Consider the following 24314-nt stretch of genomic DNA (forward strand, 5'->3'; position numbering starts at 1 on the left):
GGGCGACAACTAGCCGCACCTGCTCAATGGCATCCGGAACCAAATGCGACTCGAGCTTGTCGATCGACGAGAGTTCGACTCGGGCGCCACCGTTCAGCGGTACCCAGCCGTCTCGTAGCGTCCGCCCGCTACTCGGGAGCCTCCCCATCGCGATCACTCGTACGCGACGTCGCGACAATCGCCACCCCCACGGCGAGCACGGCCGCGTTCGACCAGAAGATCGCCACGAGCCCGAACGGCCCGGCGACGAGGCCGACGCTCACCGGGATCAGCACCTGCAGCACGCGGTTGGCGGTCAGGCGCAGTCCGAGGGCGGCGCCGTGCACCGCGGGCGGGGTGATCGCGGTCGTCCAGGCCATCGTCAGGGGCTGGGGGAGGCCGAGGGCGATGCCGAGCGCGATCATCACGGGGATCGCGCCCCACTGGTTCGCGAAGGGCAGGGCGACAAGGCTCGCGACGCCCATGAGCATCGCCACGACGAGCAGAGTGCGGCGGCCGAATCGCGCGACGATGCGGGCGAGGCCGAGTCGGCTCACCACCGAGACGACGGCGCGCAGGGCGAGCAGCAGACCGACGGTGACCGGAGCGATGCCCTTCTCGACCGCCCACAGCGGAACGAAGGTGTAGAGCAGGTCGACCGTCACGAGCACGGCTCCGCTGACGGCGAGGGCCCGCCACAGCTCGGGGGCCTTCATCACCGCCGAGAGCGGCGCGCGCGGGGCCTTCGCGGCGGTGGTGCGGCGGTGCGTGTCGCCGCGGCGCAGGAAGAGGATCAGCGGCAAGGCGAGCACCGTGAAGGCGAGGCAGACGGCGAAACCCGCGGTCGTGTCGGGCTCCTCGCGCGCGGCGAGGGTTGCGGCGACGGTGACGGCCGGGGGACCGATCAGCTGACCGATGGATGCCGCGGCGCTGAGGGTGCCGAAGCCGCTGTCCATCGAGCCTCCGCGACTCGCGTGCGCGACGAAGGTCTGCTGGCCGATCATCACGCAAAGGTGTCCCAGGCCGATCGTGAGGGTCGCGGCGAACAGCAGCAGCACGGTCGACGGCAGGGTGAGTACGACTATCGCGCCGATCGAGGCGATGAGGAGCCCGGCGAAGGCGACGGTGCTCCCACCGAAGCGGTCGCAGATCCGGCCCGCGGGAAGCGCCGCGACGATCGTCGGAACGGCGAAGGATGCCGCGAGCGCGGCGAGCAGCAACGGATCGCCGCCCAGCTCGAGCGCGCGGTAGCCGACCATCAGCCGGACGCCGACCCACGAGGCCTGCGACAGTGCCGCCTGGGTGCTGAGTGCCGCCCGCCAGGCGGGGCCGGTCACGGCCGGAGGGGGATCTCGTCGGTGCCGCCGAGCATGCGGGTGAGGCCGTCGATGTCTTCGCGCACGGCGTGGTACCGCTCGGAGTCGAGGTGGTAGACCGCGAGCTGGAGCGCGTAGCAGAGGGCCATCGGCACGAAGAGGGTGCGGTACTCGCTGTCGGCGCTGCGGAGGGCCGCGATCAGGTGGTCGGGCGCGGGCCGGAACTGCGCGCCCGGCACGTCGGTGATGAGCAGGCTGCGTCCGCGTCGGCGCTGCGCCTCGGCGATGAGGGCGGGGAGCATGCGCGGGGTCTCGCGCAGCGCGAAGCCGATCAGCATGCTGGTGGAGTCGAACGGCACGAAGCGCTCGGCGAGGTCTTTCGCCTGGGGCGAGAGGGTGACCACGACCATCCCCAGCCGGCGGAAGCGGCGGGCGAGCAGCTCCTGCAGCGATCGGGCGTCGCCGTTGGCGAAGATGTAGACGACGCCGGCGCCGGCGATGTCGCGGGCAGCCGCGTCGATCGCGGACTGGGGGACGAACTCCGACAGCCGCTCGAGGCCCGCTCGCTCATCCGCGACGAACGACGCGAGGTCGGCCCCGGACTCCTGCCGCATCGGTGCACCCGAGAGCGCGGGGTTCACCTCGTCGGCGCGCAAGTCGCGGCGCAGGTCGGGGTACCCGCGGTAGCCCAGCTTCTGCGCGAGGCGCACCACGGTCGACTCGTGCGTGCCGGCCTGGGCCGCCACGTCGGCCGCCGTCGTCGACGACGTCGCAGCGCTCAGCAGCACCGTCATGACCTTCTGCTCCGTAGCGCTCAGAGCGGCGGTGTTGCGAGTCGCGACGGCGCGAAAGCTCATGTTCTCTCCTTCGAGGGCACGACGCCGATCGAGCGGGTCGGTTGTTGACAAGTCTGGACCATCCTGCAATCCTGTGCAAGTGCGCAAGTTGCGTTGAACGCCTTGCACACACACCTAGCACGGAAACCCGCAGAGAGGCGGATGACGATGGCGTCTGATGTGGTGGAGACCTCGTCCTCGACGAGGGCGCGGCAGTACCTGGAATGGTCTGTCGTGGCGATCGGTGCCGTCGCCGGCATCGCGGTCATGGTGTCGGGCTTCGGCTACGGCCTGACGAACGTGACCGGGGTGGGTGCGGGGTTCTTCCCGGTCGTCGCGGGCGCCACGATCGCGCTCGGCGCTGTCCTCTGGGCGCTCCAGCTGCTCGGGGCGGCTACGGCGCGGCGCCGCGAGGCGAGCCGGTCGGACACACGGCCCCCGTTCGAGGCCAACCGCGTCGACCCGCCCACCGACACGGCGATCGGCGTGCTCGTCGTCGACGGGATCGACGAGGAAGACGACGACATCGCCCTCCCCGACCGTCGCGGAGTGCTTCGCGTCGCCATCGTGGCGGGGGCGCTCGTGCTCTCCGCGATCCTGCTCCCGGTGCTCGGCTACCTCCTCACCATGACGCTGCTGCTCTTCTGCGTGGTGACGCTCGTGAGCGCTCGCCGCTGGTGGGTCGCGCTTCTCATCGCCGTCGGCGTCGCCGTCATCAGCCGGTTCGTCTTCGCCGACCTGCTCGGCACCGCCCTCCCGCACTCGAGCATCACCGTGCTCCGCATGATCGGCCTCTGACATGGAATTCGGCGCACTCTTCCAAGGACTCCTCACGGTCCTCACCCCCGAGAACCTGCTCTTCGCCCTTCTCGGCTGTGTGCTCGGCATGCTCGTCGGCGTGCTGCCCGGCTTCGGGCCCGCAGCAGCCGTGTCGCTGCTCATCCCGGTCACGTTCGGGCTCTCGCCCACGACGGCGATCATCATGCTCGCCGCCATCCTCTACGGCGCGGCCTTCGGCGGCACGATCACCGCCGTCCTGCTGCGGATCCCCGGCGAAGCCTCGTCGGTGGCGACGACCCTCGACGGGTACGAGCTCGCCAAGCGTGGCCGCGGCGGCCCGGCCCTGGTGATCGCGGCGGTGGGGTCGTTCATCGGCGGGCTGGTCGGTGTCGTGGGGTTCGTGCTCGTCGCCCCCTTCGCCCGGATCGCGCTGGAGTTCGGCGCCCCCGAGCTGTTTCTCGTGTCGTTCCTCGGGCTGCTGCTCATCACGAGCTTCGCGGGCAGCAACCCCGCCAAGGCGCTCATCAGCGCCGGCGTGGGCCTGGCGATCGCGACGGTGGGCCTCGACCCGGGCGTCGGCATCGTGCGCTTCGGATTCGACATGCCGCAGCTGTTCGACGGCATCGGCCTGGTCGCGATCGTGATGGGCGCCTTCGGGCTCAGCGAGATCCTGGCCCAGGCCCAGCGCGGTCCCGGCGGCATCGCCAAGCCCCTCTCGATCGGGCGGCTCTACCCCACCCGCGACGACTTCCGCCGCTCGTGGAAGCCCTTCTTCCGCGGGTCGATCATCGGCTTCTTCATGGGCCTGCTCCCCGGGTCTCCCGGCGCTGCGACCTCGCTGGCCTCGTACGCCGCCGAGAAGCGCTTCTCGAAGAAGCACCGCTCCGAGTTCGGCCGCGGCGCCATGGAGGGCGTCGCCGGCCCCGAGTCCGCCAACAACGCCCTCGCGGTGTCGTCGATGATCCCGCTGTTCACCCTCGGCATCCCGACGTCGGCCACGGTCGCGATCATGGCGGGGGCGTTCACCGTCAACGGCCTCATCCCGGGACCGCTCCTGTTCCGCGACAACCCCGAAGTCGCCTGGGCCATCATCGCCAGCTTCCTGGTGGGCAACGTCATCCTGCTGATCCTCAACGTGCCGCTCGTGCGCGTCTGGATCGCCGTGCTCCGCCTGCCCTTCGCCTACCTGATGGCTGCGATCCTCGCGTTCATGTTCCTCGGCACCTACTCGATCAACGGCAGCACCTTCGAGATATTCGTCATGGTCGCCGCGGGCGTGATCGGGTACGTCTTCCACCTGCTGCGCGTACCGCTCACGCCTCTCGTGCTGGCGATCATCCTCGGCCCGATGCTCGAGGAGAACTTCCAGCGCTCGCTCGCCCTGTCGCGCGGTGACTGGGGGGTGTTCACGAGCAGCCCGATCGCCACCGGCCTGCTCCTCGTCTGCGCCCTCGCCGTCGCGCTCGGAGCCAGCCGCCCCGCCCTCGCCGCCTTCGTGCGGTCACGGTCGCGGTCTCGTTCCCGCGCGCGGATCGACGCCTAGTCCTGTCCCTGCTCACCCGTCATCCCCACCAGAAGGAGAAATCAGCATGCGAACCCGCTCCCTGACCCTCACCGCCGTCGCAGCCTTCGCTGCCGTGGCCCTCGTCGGATGCTCGTCCGCCGCCGGCACCACCTCGAACGGCAACGGCGCCGACGAGGCCTGGCCCGCCGCCGGAACCGACATCGAATGGATCGTCCCCTCGGCAGCCGGTGCCGGCAACGACATCCTGGCCCGCATCGTCGCGCCGGCCATGCAGGAATCCCTCGACGCCAACATCCAGGTCGTGAACCTCGAGGGCGGCAGCCAGGTCGTCGGCCTCAGCAAGCTCGCCACCTCGGCGCCCGACGGAACGACGTTCGGCTACACGAACATCCCGTCGATCCTCGGTCGCTACCTCGACCCCTCGAAGAACGCCACCTTCGATCGCGAGAGCTTCCTGCCGGTCGGTTCCTTCGCCACCAACTCGGTCGTGATCGGCGTGGCCGCGAACAGCCCCTACAAGACCATCGACGACCTGTTCGCCGCCGTCGAAGACGACCCCGGCACGGTCACGGCGGGAACGGACTCGCGCGCCGGCGACGACCACGTCAACCTGCGCATCCTCGAGAACGAACTCGACCTGGGGTTCAACATCGTCCACTACAACAGTGGTGCTGACAAGGTGGCCGCCGTCATGTCCGGTGAGGTGAACTTCGCTCTCGGCGGGGTCTCGAGCTTCTACGGCCCGTACAAGTCCGGCGACATCCGCCTGCTGGCGATCGTAGAAGACGAGCAGAGCGAGCTCATGCCCGACGTGCCCACCCTGACCGGCGCGGGCTACGAGGTGGCGCCGATGAACAGCCGCTTCACCCTGTCGGTGCCGGCCGAGACGCCCGAGAACATCCGCTCCTCGCTGGAGGCCGCGCTCAAGGTCGCCGCCGAGGACCCCGCGGTCGTCGAGAAGCTCACCAACGCGGCCACCGTCGCCTCGTGGATGCCGGGTGCCGAGGTCGAGACGCTGTGGGAAGAGCGCGAAGCCACGATCTCTCCCATCATCGACGAGCTGCTGCAGGTCTCGAAGTGACCTCGGCCGTCGCGACAGCCGTCGCCGAGCGCACCCCCCTCAGCGCCTCCGAGCGTGAACGTCTCGCGCCCCTGGCGGCCTCGGCGGTCGTCGACTCCATGCAGCGCCTCGGGTCTCCGGATGCCGGCATCTCACCGACGTGGGTGGGGGCGCGCCTGGTCGGTCCGGCGCTCACCGTGCTCACGGCGGCGGGCGACAACCAGATCGTCCACGCGGCGCTCGACGTCGTCCAGCCGGGCGAGGTCATCGTGCTCAACGGGTTCGGCGACACCACCAGAGCGCTGATCGGCGACCTCATCGCCGAGCGGGCGCGGAGCCTCGGGGTGGCGGGCTTCGTCGTCGACGGCTGCGTGCGCGACGTCGATGCCATTCGCGAGCTGGGCCTCCCCGTCTTCGCTCGCGGGGTGACGCCGGCCGGTCCCTACAAGAACGGCCCCGGGGTGATCGGCGGCGCCGTCGCCATCGGGGGAGTGGCCGTGCTCACGGGTGACGTCGTGGTCGCCGACGCCGACGGCGTCGTGTTCATCCCCCGCGCGCAGCTGGACACCATCGTCGACCTGGCGGAGCAGAAGCTCGAGAGCGAGGCCCGGAAGCGGGCGAGCATCCGGGCGTCGGTGGGCTGAGTCCTCACCGGGGCATCCGCACCCTCGGTCATGACGAAGGGCCTCGCGCGAACGGCATCCACCGTCCGTGCGAGGCCCTTCGACGTGGTTCAGCCCTGCAAGAACGGGTAGTCCGTGTAGCCGCGCTCGTCGCCGCCGTAGACCGACGCCTGGTCGACCTCGTTCTCGTCGGCGCCCTGCTCCCAGCGCGTGACGAGGTCGGGGTTGGCGATCGCGGGGCGACCGACGGCAACCAGGTCGGCAATGCCGTCGTCGACGGCCGAGACGGCCTCGTCGCGCGTGGTGATGCTCGAGAAGCCGGTGTTGACGATGACCGTGCCGCCGAACGCACGGCGGAGGTCCTGGATCAGCTCGCCCGCGGGGTCGGCGTGCAGCACGCTCAGGTACGCGAGTCCCAGAGGCGCGAGGCCGGCGATGAGCGCTTCGTAGGTGGCGCGGGTCTCAGCCTCGTCTTTTTCCCACACGTCCTGGATGTTGTGGGCGGGCGAGATGCGGATGCCGACGCGACCGGCGCCGATCTCGGCCACGACGGCCTCGGCGACCTCGATGACGAAGCGGGCGCGGGCCTCGGGCGACCCGCCGTACTCGTCGGTGCGCTGGTTGGAGGCGGGGGAGAGGAACTCGTGCAGAAGGTATCCGTTGGCGCCGTGCAGTTCGACGCCGTCGAAGCCGGCATCCACGGCCTTACGGGCGGCGGCGACGAATTCGTCACGAACCGTGGCGAGTTCGGAGGTCTCGAGCGCGTGCGGCTCGGCGTAGGCGACCTTGGTGCCGTCGGCCAGGCGCGTGTCGCCCTGGATCGCGATCGCCGAAGGGGCGACGATGCGGTCGGTGCCCGTGATGGCGGGGTGCGTGACGCGTCCGCCGTTCATCAGCTGCATGAAGACGGTGCCGCCCTCGGCGTGTACGGCCTCTGCCACCTTGGCCCAGCCGGCGGCCTGGGCGTCGGTGACAATGCCGGGCTGTCCGGGGTAGGCGCGCGACTCGTCGCTCGGGAAGACGCCCTCGGTGACGAGGAGGCCGATGCCCGCGCGCTGTGCGTAGTACTTCGCCACGATCGGGCCGGGAACGCCGTCGGCCGACGCGCGCAGGCGGGTCATCGGGGCGAGCGACACGCGGTTTCGAACATCGACATCGCCGACGGTGGTGGGGTGGAACAGGCTCACGGGAGTCCTTTCGTGAGGGGAGGAGGTCACGCTTGCTCAACGGGAGGAGGCGGAGACCTATTCCACCGGGGGCGCAAGGAGGAGCGGGGTGGGTTGACCCGGACGCGCACGGATGTCCGCTTCGCGGCGGGCACTCTTCCGCGGGCATCGAGCCGGGGCGGGCTGCCCCGCGCGGCGGCATCGCGGGCTACCGACACGAACCCGCGGAGCATTCATGAGACGCGCATGAGAACGCGGGTTCACCCCTGGCATCCGGGGATTCTGCGGACTAGCGTTGTCTCCCGTTCACGGCATGAGCCTAGGGGGGAACGCATGTCAACATCGTCCACGACGGCCGGCAACTATTCGATGAGCACCGAGTCGGTTCGGGCTTTGCAATCGTCGTTGTCGGAGTCCGTCGCATCCATCGATCGTCAGCTCGGGTCGCTGGGGGAGCGGCTCGACGCGCTGAGCGGCGAATGGTCGGGAGAGGCGTCCGACGCCTACCAACGCGCACAGGTCGAGTGGAACGCGTCGATGCAGCGGCTCAGCGGCTTGCTCAGCAGGGCCGGTGGATTGGCCGGCTCCAGCGTCGACCACCACCTGGCGGCGCGGACAGAGGTGGCTGCGCTGTGGAGCTGAGCGCTGATCGCCAGGCGAGGATCGGCCAGTTGCGGGCCGGCGTCGAGTCTCTGCGCGCGTCGGGGGAGCGCCTGCGCGCGTCCCTCGCGGCGGGACTTCCCGACGAATCGCCCGACCCGGGTGTGCGGGTCTTCTACGACCTGGATGGCGTGGTGGAGGCCGTGCACATCGACGACGAGACGCGCGCCTCTTTCGCGGGCGACGAGCTCCTGCACAAGGTGACTTTGGCGCTCGCGACCGCCCCCGTTCCGACGGCCGTCACGCAGCGTCTGATCCGTGACCCCGACGCACTTCGAGCGATCCGCGATCGCGGCGCCGGTGCACAATCGGCGACGCATACGAGTCCCGATGGTGCGGTGACGCTGACCACGGTGCTCGGCCGCCCGGTCGAGGTTCGCGGGTCGGAGGGGGCGCTCCTGTCGCGCGCCACCGAGGATCTGAGTGCGTCGATCGTGACGCTGGCCCGACAGGCCGCAGCACAAGAAGGGATGGTGCACTGATGAGCGATGTCGTCGTCAACATCGACGTCATGACCGCCGACGCCGAGGATGTCTGGGAAGACGCGAGCGAGCGTCTGGTCACGGCGAAGAACGCATGGCCCGCGATCGCCACCCCGGATTTCTCGGGACCGTTCGATGCCGCCGCGATCGCTGCGGCGTACGAGACGGCCAAGGAATCACTGGGCGCCTACCTCGATGGGGGAAGCGAGGAGTTTCTGCGCTTCGAAGAGAAGCTGCTTCGCGCCGCCATCGTCTACGGAGAATCACACGGAATGTCCGCGGCAGAGATCGCGGCCTTGGAAGCGGAGATCGACGGATGAGTTTTGTCGACGACATGAAGCACCAGATCGAAGATTCTCTGCGTCAGGCGGATGAGAATCTCGACTGGATCAGCACCAACGGGCCGGTCATCATCGACCACCTGTTGAACATCTACCTCAAGACCTGGCCCGTCGCGGGACCGATGGTCAATCCCATCGCCGACCAGGCCAAAGCGGCTCTTGCAGACCACGTGCGAGAGGGCAGACTCGTCGTCGCCGTCCTGCGCATGGAGGTGCAGTACGTGGGAAGCCCCGACAACCTGCGCGCGGCGGCCGACACCATCGACAGCTCGTTCGTCACGCCTGCCCGCGAGCTCGCCGATCGACTGGTTCTCGGCAACATTCCTTCGGCCCTGCCCTCGAACTACGACGACGGCGTGGCCAGCGAGACCTACCGCGCCAAGATCGACGGCCGCGACGCTGCCGTCCGCGACATCGACACCTACGCGACTCCGATCGGGCAGAGCCTGCGTGATCTCGCCGACGGAATCGAGTCGTACTTCAAGAGCCTGCGCGACATCACTCTGGCGGTGCTGGCTTTCATCGTCTCGCTCGTGCTGCTCATTGTCGGATGGGAGACGATCGTCGTCGGTGTCATCGGCGTCGTCGGCATGATCATCTCGGCCATCACCCTCTACAACCAAGTGACGGATCTCTTCGACGACACGAAGGCGACGACGGCCGGCGTGATCGGGACTTTCGAAACGACCATCCCCGCGTGGCCGGCGGTGCTCCAGTGATGGCGCGCGCCCCCTGGAACAGGCCGGGCGAATCCCCGCAGACGCGTCGTCTGCGCATCGCGCTGTTCTGGAGTGCGGTCGTGCTCGTCGTGGCGTTCGTCGGAATCCTCGTGTACTTCGTCGTGGGATCGGCCCGCATCGCCGGCCTGTGACCTCGGCGCTTCGGTGAGGCGGGGCCCGCGGCCGTTCTGTGCCGTCGGGCCCGCCTCACCGTTGTGGCTGCGTACGATGGGCCTCCTGCACACGCTCCGGAGGACCGCGCGATGACCGAGAACCCCCTCGCCCACCGCCTCGACTACGCCCTCGACGCGCTCGACGACGGCGCGTTGAGCGCCTCGCCCATGGAGCTCTTCGAGCGCTGGCTCGCCGACGCGGCCGACCTGCCCGAGCCGAACGCGATGGTGGTCTCGACGGTGGATGCCGAGGCCCGACCCACCTCGCGTACCGTGCTGCTGCGTGGCATCGACGACGACGGCGCGCTGTGGTTCTTCACCAACCGCCTATCGCGAAAGGGCCGCGCGCTCCACGAGAACCCTTCGGTGTCGATCCTGTTCCCCTGGTACGCGTTGCAGCGCCAGGTCATCGTGCTCGGTACGGCGACGCCGCTGCCGCCCGAGCGTGACGACGCGTACTTCGCCTCGCGGCCCCGCGCTTCGCAACTGTCGGCCTGGGCGAGCCACCAGTCGGAGCAGGTGGCATCCCGAACCGCGCTCGAGGAGCAGATGGCCAAGATCGGCGCCCGATTCGCCGACGACGAGTCCGTGCCGCGGCCCCCGCACTGGGGCGGATACCGGGTGGAGCCGCGCGAGATCGAGTTCTGGCAGGGGCGGCCGTCGCGACTGCACGACCGCATCGTGTTCTCACGCGACGACCCGGCGGGGGAGTGGGCGGCGTACCGGCGGCAGCCGTGACGACGCCTTCATGAGCTGAGCGCGGGTCAGCCCTGAGCGCGAACATGCCCGGACACACGGCGCCCTTCCTGCTCGCCTGACCGTCACCGCCGACCACGTCCGTGTTCGGGACACCGCGCGGCGCCGATGTCCATGGGCGGTCCCGGGGTCGCGTCGAATGCGACACTGACGAGACATGCACGAGCGAGGGGGCGTAATGGCGAAGAAAGACGCGAAGAAGCCCGCGATCGACGAGAAGGCGTTCGTCGACGCGTCGTCAGAGGCGCGGTCGCGCTACGGCCGGTTCAATCTCGCGATCGTCGGGACCTCCGGAGTGGGCAAGTCGTCGCTCGTCAACGCCGTGTTCGGGCGCGACTGGGCGAAGGTCGGACGAGGGCTCCCGGTCACGCGCGGGGTGCAGTTCTACAGCGACGACTCCCTCGGCATCTGGGACGTCGAGGGCTTCGAGATCGGATCGCCCATTCCGCCCGATCAGCAACTCCGAAACCACCTCGACGCGATCGCGGCGCACTCCGGCGACCACCAGATCTCGGTCGTCTGGTACTGCGTGAAGGCCAACGACGATCGCCTCACGCCCGCCGACATCGCCATGATCCGTGAACTCGACGCCCGTGGACTTCCCGTCATCCTGGTGCTCACCAAGGTCGATTGGATCAAGAACCCGATCACCGGGCATCAGAGCGTGGCCAAAGACGTGGAGGCCTTCGTCGACTGGCTGAACGACCCGACCGATGCCGCGACCGGCGAACGCCTACGTGTGCCGTATCGGCGCGTCATCCTCACCTCTACGCGCGACCGGCACGGGAAGGGGAAGGGGCACGGCCTCGGTGACCTTGTCACCGAGACGCTCGCCCTCGCTCCCGAGCGTGACAAGGACGCCTTTCGCATCGCACAGCGCCTCAACCTCCCGTGGAAGCGCGAGATGGCTCGCCCGATCATCGCGGCAGCGGCCGCGGCAGCCGCGGGAGCGGCGACCGTTCCGCTTCCTGTCTCGGATGCTTTCACTCTTGCGCCGATCCAGCTCACGATGATGGGGCGGATCGCCGCGGTCTACGACCTCGAGGTCAAGACGATGCTCTCGGCCGGAGCCCTCGCCCAGTTCGGCGTGCAGGTGGCGGGTCGGGCTCTGGCGACGAGCTTCCTGAAGCTGATCCCCGGCGCCGGCGTCGTGGTGAATGCGGCGGTGGCGGGCGCCCTCACGGCGGCGACCGGAGAGAGCTGGCTGAGGATCTGCGAACTCCTGCACACGGGCAAGATCGACGTCCGCAAGCTCGACCAGGAGTGGGCCAAGTACGCGCCGAACTTCATGGACGTCGCCCGGAAGCTGATCGAGCGGCGGGTGCTGAAGAAGTAGCGCGTCCGGCGTCGGGGTCGCACGATCGAGCCCGGGAAGGGCGGAGGGCGAGGGACGAGCGGAGGGCGGATGCCGTTGAGGCGTCCTCCCGTGGCCCCATCCCCTCCGCTGGTCACGGCTCCCCGCACCGCAATCGACCAAGCCTCCCGACCCCCGCGCCCCCGCCGCGTGAAACGCTGGGAGGCACCATGACCGACGAAACCCCCGCCGACCGCCTCCGCGCCGCCCTCGAACACCCCGATGCGTCCGCGCGCCTGCAGTCCGCGCTCGCCGCGGGAACGCGACCCGACGACAGTTACGTCGCCGAGCTGGTGGCCCGGTGCGCGGTCGAGCCCGACTTCTTCGTGCGCGACATGCTGACCTGGGCGCTCACGCGGCACGACCCGGCCCGCACCGTGCCGGCGCTGCTTCCCGAAGTGGCATCCGAGGTCCCCCAGGCGCGCAGCCAAGCGCTGCACACGCTGTCGAAGATCGGCGACCCCGCGGCGTTCACGGCGATCACCCCGGCGGTGCTGCGCGATCGGCACCCTGAGGTGGCGCGGGCGGCGTGGCGAACGGCATCCGGGCTCGTTCCCGACGGCGAGCACGAGAGCCTCGCCGACGAACTGTCGACCCAGTTCGGGCGCGGCGACCATGACACGCAGCGCAGCCTCAGCCGCGCGTTCGCCGCCATCGGATTCCGGGCCGAGGCGGCCGTCGCGCGCGCGGCCGCGTCGCCCTACGACGTCGTGAGCGCCCACGCGCGGGCCACGGCGATCGTCATGGACGACCCCGACACCGAGTTCGCCGAGGCCGTCGTCGAAGCGCGGCGGGTGGTCGCGCAGCGGGCGCTGCCCGCGGAGGAGTGACGCCTCCAGGACTTACCGCCGCGCCGCCTTCGCCGACGGCGCGGTGAGCGAAGGAATCAGCACGGGCGTGCCGTCACGGTACGCGCGGTAGTCGGCGCGGTCGCCCCAGCGCTCGTCGGCGCGCTTCTCGAGCAACGGGATGCCGCTGACCCGGGTGAGCAGAAGGATGACGAAGAGCGGCGAGAGGACCGCGATCCACTGCCACCCCTGCAGCACCGGCACCGCGACGAGGAAGACGCCGACCCACACGAGGATCTCGCCGAAGTAGTTGGGGTGTCGCGAACGCGACCACAGGCCCGTGCGGATGAACTCGCCCTTGTTCGCCGGGTCGGCGCGGAACGCCTGCTTCTGCAGGTCGGCGACCACCTCGAGCACCATTCCGAGCAGCCAGACCACGATGCCCGCCACGGCGAAACCGTCGAGGGGCGCCCGGTCGGTGGCATCCGCGCTCATCGCGATCCACGCGGCCGAGGCGGTGAGAGCGACCCACAGGCCCTGGATGCACCACACCTGGAAGAAACGAAGCGGCTTCGTCTTGATCTCGTCGAACCGTCCGTCGGAGCCTGAGCGGTGCACGCGCGCGAACAGGAACGACCCCAGGCGCGCGGCCCACAGCACCACCATGGCGGCGAGGATCCATCCGCGGGCATCCTGCGCGGGCGCGAGGAACGCCAGCGCGACGGACACCGAGATGAACGTCAGGCTGCCGGTGAGGTCGAAGAACCGCTCGGTGCGGCGAAGCGCCGAGGGCACGAAGACGAGGAACTGGATGACGAAGGCCGCGGCCACCGCGAGGGCGAACACCGGGATGCCACCGACCTGCGCGCCGCGATGGCTGCCGGCTACGGCGACCCCGGCGCCGATGGCGAGGGCCACGACGACGGCGACGATGGCCTTGCGGTTCTGCGTGTCGGCGGACCCGTTGGTGGTGGGGGGAACGGGTGCGGTCATGATGCGGCTCCTCGGTACAGGGTGTCGATCGTGTCGGCGGCGCGATGCAGCACCTCGCGGCGCTTGATCTTGAGCGTGGGGGTGACGAGCTCGCGGTCGTCGAGGTCGGCGAGCACGAGGGTGAACCGGCGCACCTGCTCGCTGCGCGCGACGAGGGCGTTGGCGGCGTCGACGGTGGACTGCAGGTGCGCGCACAGGAGCGGCTCGTCGATCGCGCGGAGTTCTCCCGGTGAGCCGGGCTCGAGCACCGCGCCGTTCGCGGCGGCCCACGTGGCGGACTGCTCGGGGTCGAGGATGAGCAGGGCCGAGAGGTAGGGCTTGCCCTCGCCGACCATCACGGCGTGCTGCACGAGTGGGCTCGCCTCGACGGCGCCCTCCCAGCGGGCGGGGACCACGGTCTTGCCGTTCGAGGTGACGATGACGTCCTTCAGGCGGCCTTCGAGGATCAGGCGCCCCCCGTCGTCGATGCGGCCCAGGTCTCCCGTGCGGAAGAAGCCGTCGACGAAGGCGTCGGCGTCGTGGCGGGGGTCGCGGTACCCGGCGAACACGCCCACCCCGCGGGCGAGCACCTCGCCCTCGGCGCTGATGCGCACCGTCGAGCCGGGCAGCGGAAGCCCGACCGTGCCCGAGACGATGCGTCCGGGCAGGTTGCCCGTCAGCGGCGCGGTGGTCTCGGTGAGCCCGTAGCCCTCGATGACCGGAACCCCGATCCCGCGGAAGAACAGCGACAGGATGCCGTCGAGGGTCGCCCCGCCCGACAGGATGTAGCCGACGCGTCCGCCCATCACCGCGCGCAGCCGCGAGTAGAAGAGGGCGTCGAAGACGGCGGCGCGCACGCGGAGGCCGAGGGGAACGCGGCGGCGATGGCCGGCATCCTGCTTCTCGGCGAAGCGTCCGCGGGCGACGGCCGTCGACACGGCGCGCGCCCAGACCCGGCCCAGACCCTTCGCGGCCGCCTTGTCGGCGGCGGCAGCCTGGATCTTCTGCAGCACGCGCGGCACGACGACGAGGAACGTCGGGCGCAGCACCGCCAGGGCGGGCACGACCTTCGCCGGGTCGGAGAGGTGCGCGATGCGCATGCCGCTGGCGATGCAGATCAACTGCAGGCCGCGGGCGAGCACGTGCGCGAGCGGAAGGAAGATGATCGTGTTGCCCGTCGGGGTGACCACCTCGCGGTAGGCCGCGGCGATGTTGAGCACCTGCCCGAGGAAGTTCGCGTGCGTGAGCACGGCGCCCTTCGGCTCGCCCGTCGTACCCGAGGTGTAGACGATCGTCGCGGGGTCGTCGTGCCCCGCGAGCGTGCGCCGGCTCTCGAGCTCGGCGTCGGAGACGTGCGCGCCGAGCGCGACGAGGTCGTCGAGCGAGGGGATGCCATCGACTCCCCGCATCGTCCAGGTGCCGAGCGCGTCGGTCCCCGCCTGCGCGAGCGCCGCGTCCAGCAGGTCGGCGTGCGCGCGCGACCCGGCGACGGCCAGGCGCACGCCGGCATCGTGCACGATCGCATCGACCTGCGATGCCGACGAGGAGTCGTAGACCGGAACGACGACGCCACCGGCGAACCAGGTCGCGAGATCGGCGACGGCCCACTCGTAGCGAGTCGGAGCCATGATGGCGACCGTGTCGCCCGCGGTGAGGCCGGCACCCATCATTCCCTTGGCGAGACTGCGCACGTCGTCGAGGAACGCGGCGGTCGTCACCGAGCGCCACGACGAGGCGTCGTCGGTGGGCACCTCGAAGGCCACGTGCTCGGGAGCCTCGGCCGCTCGACGCGCGAGCAGGTCGGTCACGTTGGCGAACGCATCCAGGCGGGCCAAGGCAGGCGTGGTCGTCTCGAGCATGTGTCCTCCGGTGCGAGTGCGCGGCCTTCGGAGCGACGGGCCGCCGATCAGTGTTCGGAGGAGTGCGTGAATCGGATGGGTACTGCGTGCGAGGGAGGGGAGGAAGGGAGGGGTCCCCCCGTCAAGCCCCGACCTTTTCAGGCATCTCCTCAAGGCGGGGGAGTACCGTCTCATCCGGTCTGCGCGACTGCACGTGCTCAGGTCGACTCCTCTGGTGTCGTCGAGAGCGTGGGGTCGCGATCGAACACGAGACGGAGGCGATGACCATCAGCACGATGACCGCCTCCGCGCCGACCGTGCAGCGCGCCGCGGCCGAGGCCGCCCCCGGCCCCCTCTCGCACGTGCGCACCCTGCCGTCGCTCACGGGGCTGCGCTGGGCGACCGCGATGCTGATCTTCGGCCACCACATCATGGCGGTCGAGTACTTCGGCGGGAACGCCGGGGTCGTCTGGGGCGTGCTGTTCGAGGCCGGCAAGACCGGGGTGACGCTGTTCTTCATCCTCTCGGGCTTCGTGCTGGCGTGGGGCTACAAGCCGCAGCAGTCGGCGCGGTCGTTCTGGTGGCACCGTTTCGCCCGCGTCTATCCCCTGCACCTCGTCGGCGTCGGGCTCGCGCTGGTCGCCGCGGCGACACTGGTGCCCGAGATCCGCGCCGATGGCGCGGCGCCCGTCGTCGCCAACGTCCTCCTCGTCAACGGCTGGGTGCCCGACTGGTGGCAGGCGGGCAACCCCGCGAGCTGGTCGCTGGTGTGCGAGGCGTTCTTCTACCTGAGCTTCCCGTTCCTGATCCGCCCCCTCGTGCGCGCGTCGAACCGCACCCTCGTGGTGGTGGTCGTGGCATCCCTGGTCCTCGTGGCCCTCATGCCCCAGATCGCCGCGGTGTCGCCCGTGCCCCTGTCGGCCGCATCGACACCGCTGCTGCGTATGCCCGAGTTCGTCATCGGCGTGAGTCTGGCGTTGCTGATGAAGAACAGCGACTGGCGTCCCGTGCGCCTCGCGCTCGCGGTGCCGCTCGCCCTCGCCGGATACGCGCTGTCAGAGGCCCCGACCCTTCCCGGCACCGACGTGCACCCCGGCCTCGCCGCGACCGTCGGCTTCTTCGCCCTGCTCGTCGCCTCGCTCGCCGACGCCGACGCCCGGTCGAACTCGACGTTCCTGGCCCGGCCGCTCTGGCAGGAACTCGGTCGCATCTCGTTCGCGTTCTACCTCGTGCACCTGCTCGTGATCGCGTCGGTGTCGTCGGCCTGGCCCGACGGGCATCCGCAGCTGCCGTGGCGGCGCGCGGTGCTGCTCGCGCTCGCCGCGTTCGGAATCGCCCTGGCGATCGCGTGGGTGCTGCACAAGGCGGTCGAGGTCCCCGCGCAGCGGTGGCTGCTGCGCCGCGATCGGGCACGCGCGACGGCTCGCTCGACCGCGACCCTGGCGACGGCCGACGCCCGCCGGTAGCATCGCCGGATGTTCTCGGCCGTCGGCGGTGCCCACCTGCTCATCCTGTTGCTCACCTGGGGCCTCGGTCTCGTGGTGGTCGGCGCAGCGCTGTACGTGGTGGTGCGCCTCGCCGTGCTCGCCGCGCTGAAGGCGCACACGCGGTGGATCGACGGCGGGAAGCCCTAGCCGCGTCACCGGAACGGGCGCGCCACCGGAACAGGCTGATCCGTTCCGCTGCCGCATCCGGCCCATTCGCCGTTCAGCAACGCCTCGGTACACTTCCCTGTGCCCGAAACGCCCTCGAACCCCGACCTCGACGCCCCTCACGACGCGCCCCGCGACGTGCCGCGCGACGTGGCGACCGACTCGGCCCTCGACGCCGGGGCCGCGGCATCCATCGATCCGACCGAGCTCGAGATCGCGCTGCGCGTCATTGACGCCGCCGCATCCCTCGACCCCGAAGACCCCGCGTACATCGCCCTGCGCCGCCAGACCGGAAAGCTCTACAAAGACGTCAAGCGCCAGTCGCGCCGTGAGAAGCGTCAGCGCATCGCCGATGCCGACCGCGCGGTCGTGGCCGCGACCGCGACGGGGGCCGCCGACCGCATCGACGACGAGACGCGCGGCATTCCGCTGGCGACCCGCGCGACCACACCGTTCGCGGGCGAGCTGATCAAGGCGCGCGCCTGCTACATCTGCAAAGAGGACTACACCCTCGTCGACGCGTTCTACCACCAGCTCTGCCCCGACTGCGCGGCCATGAGCCACGCCAAGCGCGACGCCCGCACCGACCTCACCGGCAAGCGCGCGCTGCTCACCGGCGGTCGCGCGAAGATCGGCATGTACATCGCGCTGCGCCTGCTGCGCGACGGCGCGCACACGACCATCACCACGCGCTTCCCGCGCGATGCGGTGCGGCGCTTCTCGTCGCTGCCCGACAGCGCCGACTGGATCCACCGGCTCAAGGTCGTCGGCATCGACCTGCGCGACCCCGCCCAGGTGATCGGACTCGCCGAGTCCGTGGCATCCGCGGGTCCGCTCGACATCCTCATCAACAACGCCGCGCAGACCGTGCGGCGCTCGCCGGGGGCATACAAACCCCTGGTGGATGCCGAACTGGCACCGCTTCCCGATGGCCCGCTGCCCGAGCTGCTCACCTTCGGCCACACCAACGATGCCCACCCGCTCGCGCTCGCGCAGTCGGTGTCGTCGCATCCGATCCTCGCGGCCGCCGCCCGCACCGCCGACGAGCTCACCGCCGAGGCGATGGCCGCGGGCTCCTCGTCGCTCGACCGTCTGGCCGCGGGCACCGCGATCGACGCGGGCGGCCTCGTGCCCGACGAGGACCGCATCAACAGCTGGACGCAGCACGTCGACCAGGTCGAGCCGCTCGAGATGCTCGAGGTGCAGCTGGCCAACATGACCGCGCCGTTCCTGCTCGTCAGCCGCCTGCGCCCGGCCATGGCCGCCTCGACCGCTGAGCGCAAGTACATCGTCAACGTCTCGGCGATGGAGGGCGTGTTCGGCCGCGGATACAAGGGCCCCGGCCACCCGCACACCAACATGGCCAAGGCCGCGCTGAACATGCTCACCCGCACGAGCGCGCGCGAGATGTTCGAGAGCGACCGCATCCTCATGACGGCCGTCGACACCGGCTGGATCACCGACGAGCGCCCGCACTTCACCAAGGTGCGACTCGCCGAGGAGGGCTTCCACGCCCCGCTCGACCTCGTCGACGGCGCCGCCCGTGTGTACGACCCGATCGTGCGCGGCGAGGCCGGCGAGGACCTGTTCGGCATCTTCTTGAAGGATTACCGCAAGAGCTCGTGGTGAGGTCGGCCGCGGGTCGCGTTCCGCGCGCGTGAGTGTGCAGGACACGCCGTGCTGGCGGGGTGCTGTGCGGCGGTGCGCGGTGTTGAGTGTCCGGAACACGCCGTGCGGGCGGGCGGCTTTGCGGCGTGTCTTGGACACTGAACGGTGGTTGGACCGCCCGCGGGGGTGTGACGCTGTCGCGTCGCGCGCGTTGTTGGTGCGCCGCGCTGCGCTGTCGCGCCGTGCCCCGGTGTTGAGTGTCCAGGACACGCCGTGCGGGCGCGAGGCTCTGCGGCGCGTCTTGGACACTCAACGGCGGTTGGACCGCGCGCGGGCGCTCAGGCGGGCAGGAAGAACTCGCGGGCGAGGGGGGCGATCTCGAGCCCGGATGCCGTTGCGGCGGTGACCCAGCGGAGTTCGGCGATCTCGGCATCCGGGACCGGCTGCTGGTCGCCGATGTCGACGCGGAACACCTCGGCCACGACCTCGAAGCCCGGCTCGTTCGCGGCGCTCGCGGTGAAGGAGCCGAGCGGCTCGAGCGTGTCGGGCGAGACGCGCACGCCGATCTCTTCAGCCAGCTCGCGGGCGAGCGTCTCGGCCGGCGTCTCGCCGGGGTCGGGCTTGCCGCCGGGCTGCATGAACGCCGTCGTGCCGGCCTTGCGCACGACGAGCAAGCGGCCATCGGCGTCGGTGATGACCGCGGCCGAGACGTGGATACGGCGCGGGGGAGTGGCATCCGGGATCACTCCGGCACGGTAGCACTCACCCGGGCGCGGGAAGGATCGTCGAGTGTCCAGGACATGCCGCTGCGCGTGGGGTGGGTGCGGAGTGTCTTGGACACTCGACGGCGTGTGGGCGAGGTGCGAACGAGCCGCTCGCGCCGATACGCTCACGACCCACGCCGCCGCAGCCCCACCCGCGCGCCCCCGCAGCTGCACTGCGCCCGCCCGCACCCCCCCCCGTCACGCCGCGCTGCGGCGGATCCCATTCACGATCGGCCGCGTCGACGCCAGGGCGGCGGCGACCAGGGCGAACCCGGCGGCGAAGGTGAGCACGATCGTCAGCACCGCGAGCGGGGCGACGAGCAGGCTGATCCCGACGACGGGCGCGGCCAGCATCAGGCCGAGGGACGCGCCTCCGACGGCGGCCCAGCGCAGCGGCACCATCACCGTCAGGCGGCGGGCGCGGCGGAGCTCGGCATCGGGGATGCCGAGGCGGTCGAGCCCCACGATCAGCTCGCGCTCCTCGAGTACCGACGCCGCCTGGGTGACGCCGACCGCGCAGGCGAGCAGCACGAAGGCGATGCCGAGGGTGACGAGCACCCCGGTGCGGATGTCGGCCATGAGGGGCCCGGCCTCGGACGCGACGTCGGCGATCGCCAGACCGGAGCCCGCGACGACGGCGATGAACGACACGAGGGCCATGCCCGACACCCGGCGCCACGCGGGGCCGGCGTGCGCGGCGAGCTCGCGGCCCGCGACGAGCTGGGCGGCAGTGCGGGCGCGGCGGGCCATCGCGCGCCCGCGGGCGGCGATGATCGGGGCGCCGATGAGATTGAGCAGACCCAGCGCTCCCGCGAACAGGGCGAGCAGCACGGCGACGCTCACGGCGGGACCGACCAGCTCGCCCACGACGCTGAAGTTCGACACCAGCGCCACGACGCCCACGATCAGGATGCCGCCGGTGACGAACGCCGCAGTCTTCTTCGGCGGGGCCTCGCTGCGGGTGCGCACCCCCAGCGGGGTCACGGTCACGCGGCGCAGGCTCGCCGCCGCGCTCACCGCGCCGATCAGCACGACCGCGGTGAGCACGGCGGCGCCGAGCAGCGGGTCGACGGCGACGGCGGCGATGCCCACGGGCCCGCCGAAGAACGGCAGCAGACCCACCAGCGGCAGAAGCGCACCGTAGAGGACGACACCGGCGACGGCTCCTGCCGCGGCGATGACCGTCGCCTCGAGCACCGTCAGCGACCACAGCTCACGTCCGCTCGCGCCGAGCAGCCGCAGGGTCGCGAGACGGTCGTTGCGCCGGCGGCTGGTCAGGCGCGCGGCCGCGGCTCCCAGCGTGACGAGGGGGACGGCCAGCAGCACCAGGGCGAGCACGGCCAGGATGCCGTAGAAGCCGCCCTCGTCCGCCGTGCGCGGGTCGACGAGGAACATGCGCGCGCCCCCGGCGACCACCAGCAGCAACGCGGTGGTGACGGCGAACGCCACGACGGGCAGGGCGATCGCCGCGCGACCCTGCCGGGCGGGACGCGACAGCAGGCGGGTGAGGGGGACGACGGCGCTCATCGGTCGAGACCCGTCGAGAGCGATGCGGCACCCGGAAGCGTCGCGGTGGCGGAACCGGCGCCCGGCGCCGTGGCCTCCGTCGCCGAGTCCGCGACGATGCGCCCGTCGCGTACCTGCACGATCCGCGAGCAGCGGCGGGCCACGTCGGCGTCGTGCGTGACCATCACGAGCGTGCGCCCCTGCCCGGTCGTCGCGTGCAGCAGCGCGGTCAGCACCTCGGCCGAGGTCGTCGAGTCGAGCGCGCCCGTGGGCTCGTCGGCGAAGACCACCGGGGCACCCGTGACCTGCGCGCGGGCGATCGCCACGCGCTGCGCTTGGCCGCCCGAGAGCTGGCCGATGCGGCGGTCCTCCATTCCGGCGAGTCCCAGGGCGGCGAGCCAGCCGGCGGCATGACGTTCGGCATCCGGACGGCGCAGGCCCTTCAGCAGCAGCGGCAGGGCGGCGTTCTCGACGGCGGTGAGCTCGGGCAGCAGCAGGTGCTCCTGGAAGACGAAGCCCAGCGACTCGCGGCGCACGCGGGCGCGCTCGCCCTCGCCGAGTCCGACGAGTTCGCGGGCTTCGACGCCGGGGGCGCTGAGTACGACGGAGCCGGAGTCGGGGGCGATCACGGCCGCGAGGCAGTGCAGCAGCGTCGTCTTGCCCGAGCCCGAAGCGCCCATGACGGCGACGGACTCGCCGCCGCGGATGGTCAGCGACACGTCGTCGAGGGCGCGCAGCTCTCCGTAGCGCTTGACGAGGCCGGTGGCGGTGAGGACGGGGGAGGAAGTCATGTTTCCATTCCAGCGAGAGGGGGCGGGTGGGTCGTCCGTCGGGGGAGGTATCCGGGTCGGTCGCGAGGACGATTCGCGGGCCCGGTCGCCTCGTAGCGCTCGATGACCGAGCCGAGACGAGGTTCCCGTCGGCGTCGACCGTGGCAGGGACCCGTGGGGCCCGGGCGTCTCGACGTCGAGCGGCCCCGAGGTCCGCACAGGTGCCGAGGAATAGACTGGATGCCATCGACTCCGCCTCTCCGGGACTCTCCGTGACCACTCCTTCCTCTGTGCGCTCGTTCGACCTGCGCCACGTGCAACTCGCGCGCGCCCTTTTCGCGGCTCTTGCCGCCGTCATGGTGACGTTCTCGCCGGATCACTCGGCGCCCCTCGGGCTCGGCGTGTTCAGCGGCTTCGCGCTCGCCACGGGCCTCGTCTTCGCGCTGTCGGCCTGGCTCGTGTTCCCCCGCACCGAGCGCGCGACGCCCGTACTGCTCGCGGTCGTCTCGATCCTCGCGGGCCTGGCGAGCAGCGTGCCCGCGTGGCGCACCACGGGATTCTTCTTCGGCGTCGTCATCGCGTGGGCTCTGCTCACCGGGCTCATCGAACTGCTGGGGGCACGGCGCGATCGCCGCGCCGGCCGCACCGACGGTGTGCGCGACGGGGTGCTCATCGGCATCCTGAGCCTGGTTCTCGGCGCCGCGCTGCTGCTGCCGTTCCAGCAGTACACGCTCGACTACAGCATCGCCGGGGCGGGCTCGTTCACCCTCACCGGAATCACCATCGCCGTGGGACTCTTCGGCGGATACGCGGCGGTCGTCGCCGTGTTCCTGGCCATCGCGGGCTTCTCACCCCGCCGCCCCGAGGCCGCTCCGGCCCTACCTTCGGAAGAGGCCGCGTCATGACCGACAAGCCCACCCGCCGCGACCTGATGAAGCCCGTTCAGCTTCTGGGCCTCGCCTTCGTCGCCGCTCTGTTCGCAGGCTTCGTCACGCTCATGTCGATGGGGTTCTTCCAGACCCGGCCCGCCGAAGAGATCCAGCGCGCCCTCGTCGTGGCGGCGGTGGCCGCGGGAGCGACGTTCATCGTCACGCTCGTGAGCGTGGCGCTGATGCTGCTCATGGTCGACCCCTCGAAGGTCACCGCGACGATCGATCGTCCGCTGCTGCTGCCGACGGATGATCAGGATGCCGCGCCCACCGGCGCGACCGCGGCGACCCCTGCGGCACCGACCCCTGCGGCACCGACTCCGGCGGCGGCGACTCCGGCGGCAGCGCCGACCAGCGAGCCGGCGTCCACCGACCCCACGGACGCGAAGCGACCGACCCGGAGCGCCGCAGACGGACCCGACGGCGACACCACCGCACCCAAGGCCTGACGCCGACCGCATCGCGCCGCGCGGTGACGAGCGGAGGGCCTGGGACGAGCGGAGGGCTCAGCGCCGAATTCTGTACGCCCTCGGCCACATCTCCTCCGCCGAGCACCGATCCCGGCCGGATTCCGGCCCCCGGAGCGCGCCAGCCGTGCGTCGGCTTCGGCCCCGCACCGACCTCGGCGCGCACCGACCGTGACGCTGGGCGCGTGCCGCCCCCGCGCTCAGGCCCGACGCGGGTCGATCATCGTCATACCCGCCGGTGACGCGGAGTCCATGCCCGGCAGCAGCGTCGCGGCTTCGCCGAGGCCGATGACGCGCTCGATGAGGTCGTGCGGGCGCAGGGCGCCGCTCTCGATGAGCGAGAGCATCTCGGGGTAGTCGACCGCGGCCATGCCGTGGCTGCCGAGCAGGTCAAGTTCCCATGCGATCACGCGGGCCATCGGCATCGACGTCATGCCGTCGGTCGTGGGCAGCAGGCCGATCTGCACGTGGCGTCCGCGGCGCCGCAGGCTCAGCACCGCGTCGCGGGCCGTCTGCGCGCTGCCGACCGCGTCGACCGAGACGTGGCTTCCTCCGCCGGTGAGCTCGTGCACCGCCGCGGCGATGTCAGAGCCGTCGGCGACGAGGGCGTGCTCCGCGCCGAGGCGCCGTGCCGCGTCGAGGGCGGCGGGAGTGCGATCGACGGCGATCACGCGCGCGCCGAGGGCGACGCCGATCATCACCGCGCTGAGTCCGACCCCGCCCGCACCGACCACGGTGATCCACTCCCCGGCCGTCACGCGCGCGCGGCCGGTGAGCGCGCGGTACGCCGTGGCGAAGCGGCACCCGAGGGCCGCGGCCGCCTCGAACGAGACGCCGTCGGGAATGCGCACGACGTTCGTGTCGGCCGCACGCAGCACCACCCGCTCCGCGAAGGATCCCCACTGCGTGAAGCCGGGCTGCTGCTGGTCGGGGCACACCTGCGCGTTGCCGCCGAGGCACCACTCGCACGCGCCGCAGCCCATCACGAACGGCACGGTCACGCGGTCGCCGACGCTCCAGCGCTGGACGCCGTCGCCCACCTCGACGATCAGACCGGCCAGCTCATGACCGGGAACGTGCGGCAGCGACACGTCGTCGTGGCCGACCCAGGCGTGCCAGTCGCTCTTGCACAGGCCGGTCGCGTGCACCTCGACCACGACGCCGCCCGCCGGGGCTGTCGGGGCGTCGACCTCGCGCACCTCGAGCGGCTCGGCCAGGGCATCCATGATCATCGCGCGCATGGCATCCAT

General features: G+C 71.1%; 26 protein-coding genes. 17 read left to right on the top strand and 9 right to left on the bottom strand.

The window, feature by feature from the left end; genetic code table 11:
* Positions 1-128 precede the first annotated feature (128 nt).
* Complete coding sequence (locus BJP65_RS09290; RefSeq protein WP_070408947.1) at positions 129-1316, bottom strand: MFS transporter; 1188 nt, start codon at positions 1314-1316, stop codon at positions 129-131.
* Positions 1313-2152, bottom strand: a complete 840-nt coding sequence (locus tag BJP65_RS09295) for a MurR/RpiR family transcriptional regulator (RefSeq protein ID WP_055935068.1) — start codon at positions 2150-2152, stop codon at positions 1313-1315. The genes BJP65_RS09290 and BJP65_RS09295 overlap by 4 nt, the downstream gene beginning before the upstream one ends.
* A gap of 147 nt (positions 2153-2299) precedes the next feature.
* Here BJP65_RS09295 and BJP65_RS09300 point away from each other — a divergent pair, with 147 nt between their 5' ends.
* From BJP65_RS09300 to BJP65_RS09315, 4 genes are read left to right on the top strand one after another with little or no spacing between them, the layout of a single operon-like run.
* Positions 2300-2929 carry a tripartite tricarboxylate transporter TctB family protein gene (locus BJP65_RS09300; RefSeq protein ID WP_181015914.1) on the top strand — a complete coding sequence of 210 codons (630 nt, stop codon included), beginning with the start codon at positions 2300-2302 and terminating at the stop codon, positions 2927-2929.
* A gap of 1 nt (position 2930) precedes the next feature.
* Positions 2931-4454, top strand: coding sequence for a tripartite tricarboxylate transporter permease (locus tag BJP65_RS09305; protein ID WP_070408949.1), 1524 nt, complete (start codon positions 2931-2933; stop codon positions 4452-4454).
* 46 nt (positions 4455-4500) lie between these two features.
* Complete coding sequence (locus BJP65_RS09310) at positions 4501-5517, top strand: tripartite tricarboxylate transporter substrate binding protein (RefSeq protein ID WP_070408950.1); 1017 nt, start codon at positions 4501-4503, stop codon at positions 5515-5517.
* Positions 5514-6140 carry a hypothetical protein gene (locus BJP65_RS09315; protein ID WP_070408951.1) on the top strand — a complete coding sequence of 209 codons (627 nt, stop codon included), beginning with the start codon at positions 5514-5516 and terminating at the stop codon, positions 6138-6140. Before BJP65_RS09310 ends, BJP65_RS09315 begins: the two co-directional genes overlap by 4 nt.
* 89 nt (positions 6141-6229) lie before the next feature.
* Here the strand turns inward: BJP65_RS09315 and BJP65_RS09320 are convergent, their stop codons facing one another.
* Positions 6230-7306: an alkene reductase gene (locus tag BJP65_RS09320; RefSeq protein WP_070408952.1), complete on the bottom strand. Its 1077-nt coding sequence runs from the start codon at positions 7304-7306 to the stop codon at positions 6230-6232.
* Between the two features lie 312 nt (positions 7307-7618).
* Between BJP65_RS09320 and BJP65_RS09325 the strand changes: the two genes are divergently transcribed.
* From BJP65_RS09325 to BJP65_RS09355, 8 genes are all read left to right on the top strand, one after another.
* Positions 7619-7927 (top strand): WXG100 family type VII secretion target, encoded by a 309-nt coding sequence (locus BJP65_RS09325; protein WP_070408953.1) that lies wholly within the window; start codon positions 7619-7621, stop codon positions 7925-7927.
* Positions 7918-8427, top strand: a complete 510-nt coding sequence (locus BJP65_RS09330; RefSeq protein ID WP_156784861.1) for a hypothetical protein — start codon at positions 7918-7920, stop codon at positions 8425-8427. Before BJP65_RS09325 ends, BJP65_RS09330 begins: the two co-directional genes overlap by 10 nt.
* Positions 8427-8747 (top strand): hypothetical protein, encoded by a 321-nt coding sequence (locus BJP65_RS09335; RefSeq protein ID WP_070408955.1) that lies wholly within the window; start codon positions 8427-8429, stop codon positions 8745-8747. The genes BJP65_RS09330 and BJP65_RS09335 overlap by 1 nt, the downstream gene beginning before the upstream one ends.
* A complete protein-coding gene (locus BJP65_RS09340) occupies positions 8744-9487 on the top strand; it encodes a hypothetical protein (protein WP_156784862.1) in 744 nt (247 codons plus the stop codon). The genes BJP65_RS09335 and BJP65_RS09340 overlap by 4 nt, the downstream gene beginning before the upstream one ends.
* Positions 9487-9639, top strand: a complete 153-nt coding sequence (locus BJP65_RS16575; RefSeq protein ID WP_156784863.1) for a PLDc N-terminal domain-containing protein — start codon at positions 9487-9489, stop codon at positions 9637-9639. The genes BJP65_RS09340 and BJP65_RS16575 overlap by 1 nt, the downstream gene beginning before the upstream one ends.
* A 111-nt stretch (positions 9640-9750) precedes the next feature.
* Positions 9751-10398, top strand: coding sequence for a pyridoxamine 5'-phosphate oxidase (pdxH, locus tag BJP65_RS09345; RefSeq protein WP_070408957.1), 648 nt, complete (start codon positions 9751-9753; stop codon positions 10396-10398).
* A 196-nt stretch (positions 10399-10594) separates the two neighbouring features.
* Complete coding sequence (locus tag BJP65_RS09350; protein ID WP_055832444.1) at positions 10595-11752, top strand: GTPase family protein; 1158 nt, start codon at positions 10595-10597, stop codon at positions 11750-11752.
* 188 nt (positions 11753-11940) lie between these two features.
* Positions 11941-12600, top strand: a complete 660-nt coding sequence (locus tag BJP65_RS09355; RefSeq protein WP_070408958.1) for a HEAT repeat domain-containing protein — start codon at positions 11941-11943, stop codon at positions 12598-12600.
* Positions 12601-12612: 12 nt separating this feature from the next.
* Here the strand turns inward: BJP65_RS09355 and BJP65_RS09360 are convergent, their stop codons facing one another.
* Entirely contained in the window at positions 12613-13551 is a 939-nt protein-coding gene (locus tag BJP65_RS09360) for a DUF1295 domain-containing protein (RefSeq protein WP_070408959.1), read from the bottom strand.
* A complete protein-coding gene (locus BJP65_RS09365) occupies positions 13548-15389 on the bottom strand; it encodes a long-chain fatty acid--CoA ligase (RefSeq protein ID WP_070408960.1) in 1842 nt (613 codons plus the stop codon). Before BJP65_RS09365 ends, BJP65_RS09360 begins: the two co-directional genes overlap by 4 nt.
* Positions 15390-15649: 260 nt before the next feature.
* Here BJP65_RS09365 and BJP65_RS09370 point away from each other — a divergent pair, with 260 nt between their 5' ends.
* From BJP65_RS09370 to BJP65_RS09375, 3 genes are all read left to right on the top strand, one after another.
* Positions 15650-16834 carry an acyltransferase gene (locus tag BJP65_RS09370; RefSeq protein WP_070408961.1) on the top strand — a complete coding sequence of 395 codons (1185 nt, stop codon included), beginning with the start codon at positions 15650-15652 and terminating at the stop codon, positions 16832-16834.
* A gap of 9 nt (positions 16835-16843) precedes the next feature.
* Entirely contained in the window at positions 16844-17002 is a 159-nt protein-coding gene (locus BJP65_RS16580) for a hypothetical protein (RefSeq protein ID WP_156458665.1), read from the top strand.
* 156 nt (positions 17003-17158) lie between these two features.
* Complete coding sequence (locus BJP65_RS09375; RefSeq protein ID WP_374754285.1) at positions 17159-18649, top strand: SDR family NAD(P)-dependent oxidoreductase; 1491 nt, start codon at positions 17159-17161, stop codon at positions 18647-18649.
* 317 nt (positions 18650-18966) lie between these two features.
* Here the strand turns inward: BJP65_RS09375 and BJP65_RS09380 are convergent, their stop codons facing one another.
* From BJP65_RS09380 to BJP65_RS09390, 3 genes are all read right to left on the bottom strand, one after another.
* Positions 18967-19374, bottom strand: a complete 408-nt coding sequence (locus BJP65_RS09380) for an NUDIX domain-containing protein (RefSeq protein ID WP_070408962.1) — start codon at positions 19372-19374, stop codon at positions 18967-18969.
* A gap of 216 nt (positions 19375-19590) precedes the next feature.
* On the bottom strand, positions 19591-20919 hold the full coding sequence (locus BJP65_RS09385) for an FtsX-like permease family protein (protein WP_070408963.1): 1329 nt from the start codon (positions 20917-20919) through the stop codon (positions 19591-19593).
* Positions 20916-21689: an ABC transporter ATP-binding protein gene (locus BJP65_RS09390; RefSeq protein WP_070408964.1), complete on the bottom strand. Its 774-nt coding sequence runs from the start codon at positions 21687-21689 to the stop codon at positions 20916-20918. The genes BJP65_RS09385 and BJP65_RS09390 overlap by 4 nt, the downstream gene beginning before the upstream one ends.
* A gap of 251 nt (positions 21690-21940) precedes the next feature.
* Here BJP65_RS09390 and BJP65_RS09395 point away from each other — a divergent pair, with 251 nt between their 5' ends.
* Complete coding sequence (locus BJP65_RS09395; protein WP_070408965.1) at positions 21941-22573, top strand: acyl-CoA synthetase; 633 nt, start codon at positions 21941-21943, stop codon at positions 22571-22573.
* Complete coding sequence (locus BJP65_RS17005) at positions 22570-23046, top strand: amino acid transporter (protein ID WP_258027454.1); 477 nt, start codon at positions 22570-22572, stop codon at positions 23044-23046. The genes BJP65_RS09395 and BJP65_RS17005 overlap by 4 nt, the downstream gene beginning before the upstream one ends.
* 218 nt (positions 23047-23264) lie before the next feature.
* Here the strand turns inward: BJP65_RS17005 and BJP65_RS09405 are convergent, their stop codons facing one another.
* Positions 23265-24305, bottom strand: coding sequence for a zinc-dependent alcohol dehydrogenase family protein (locus BJP65_RS09405; protein ID WP_070409935.1), 1041 nt, complete (start codon positions 24303-24305; stop codon positions 23265-23267).
* Positions 24306-24314 lie beyond the last annotated feature (9 nt).

The sequence above is a fragment of the Microbacterium sp. BH-3-3-3 genome, from assembly GCF_001792815.1.
In the GTDB taxonomy this organism is placed as follows: domain Bacteria; phylum Actinomycetota; class Actinomycetes; order Actinomycetales; family Microbacteriaceae; genus Microbacterium.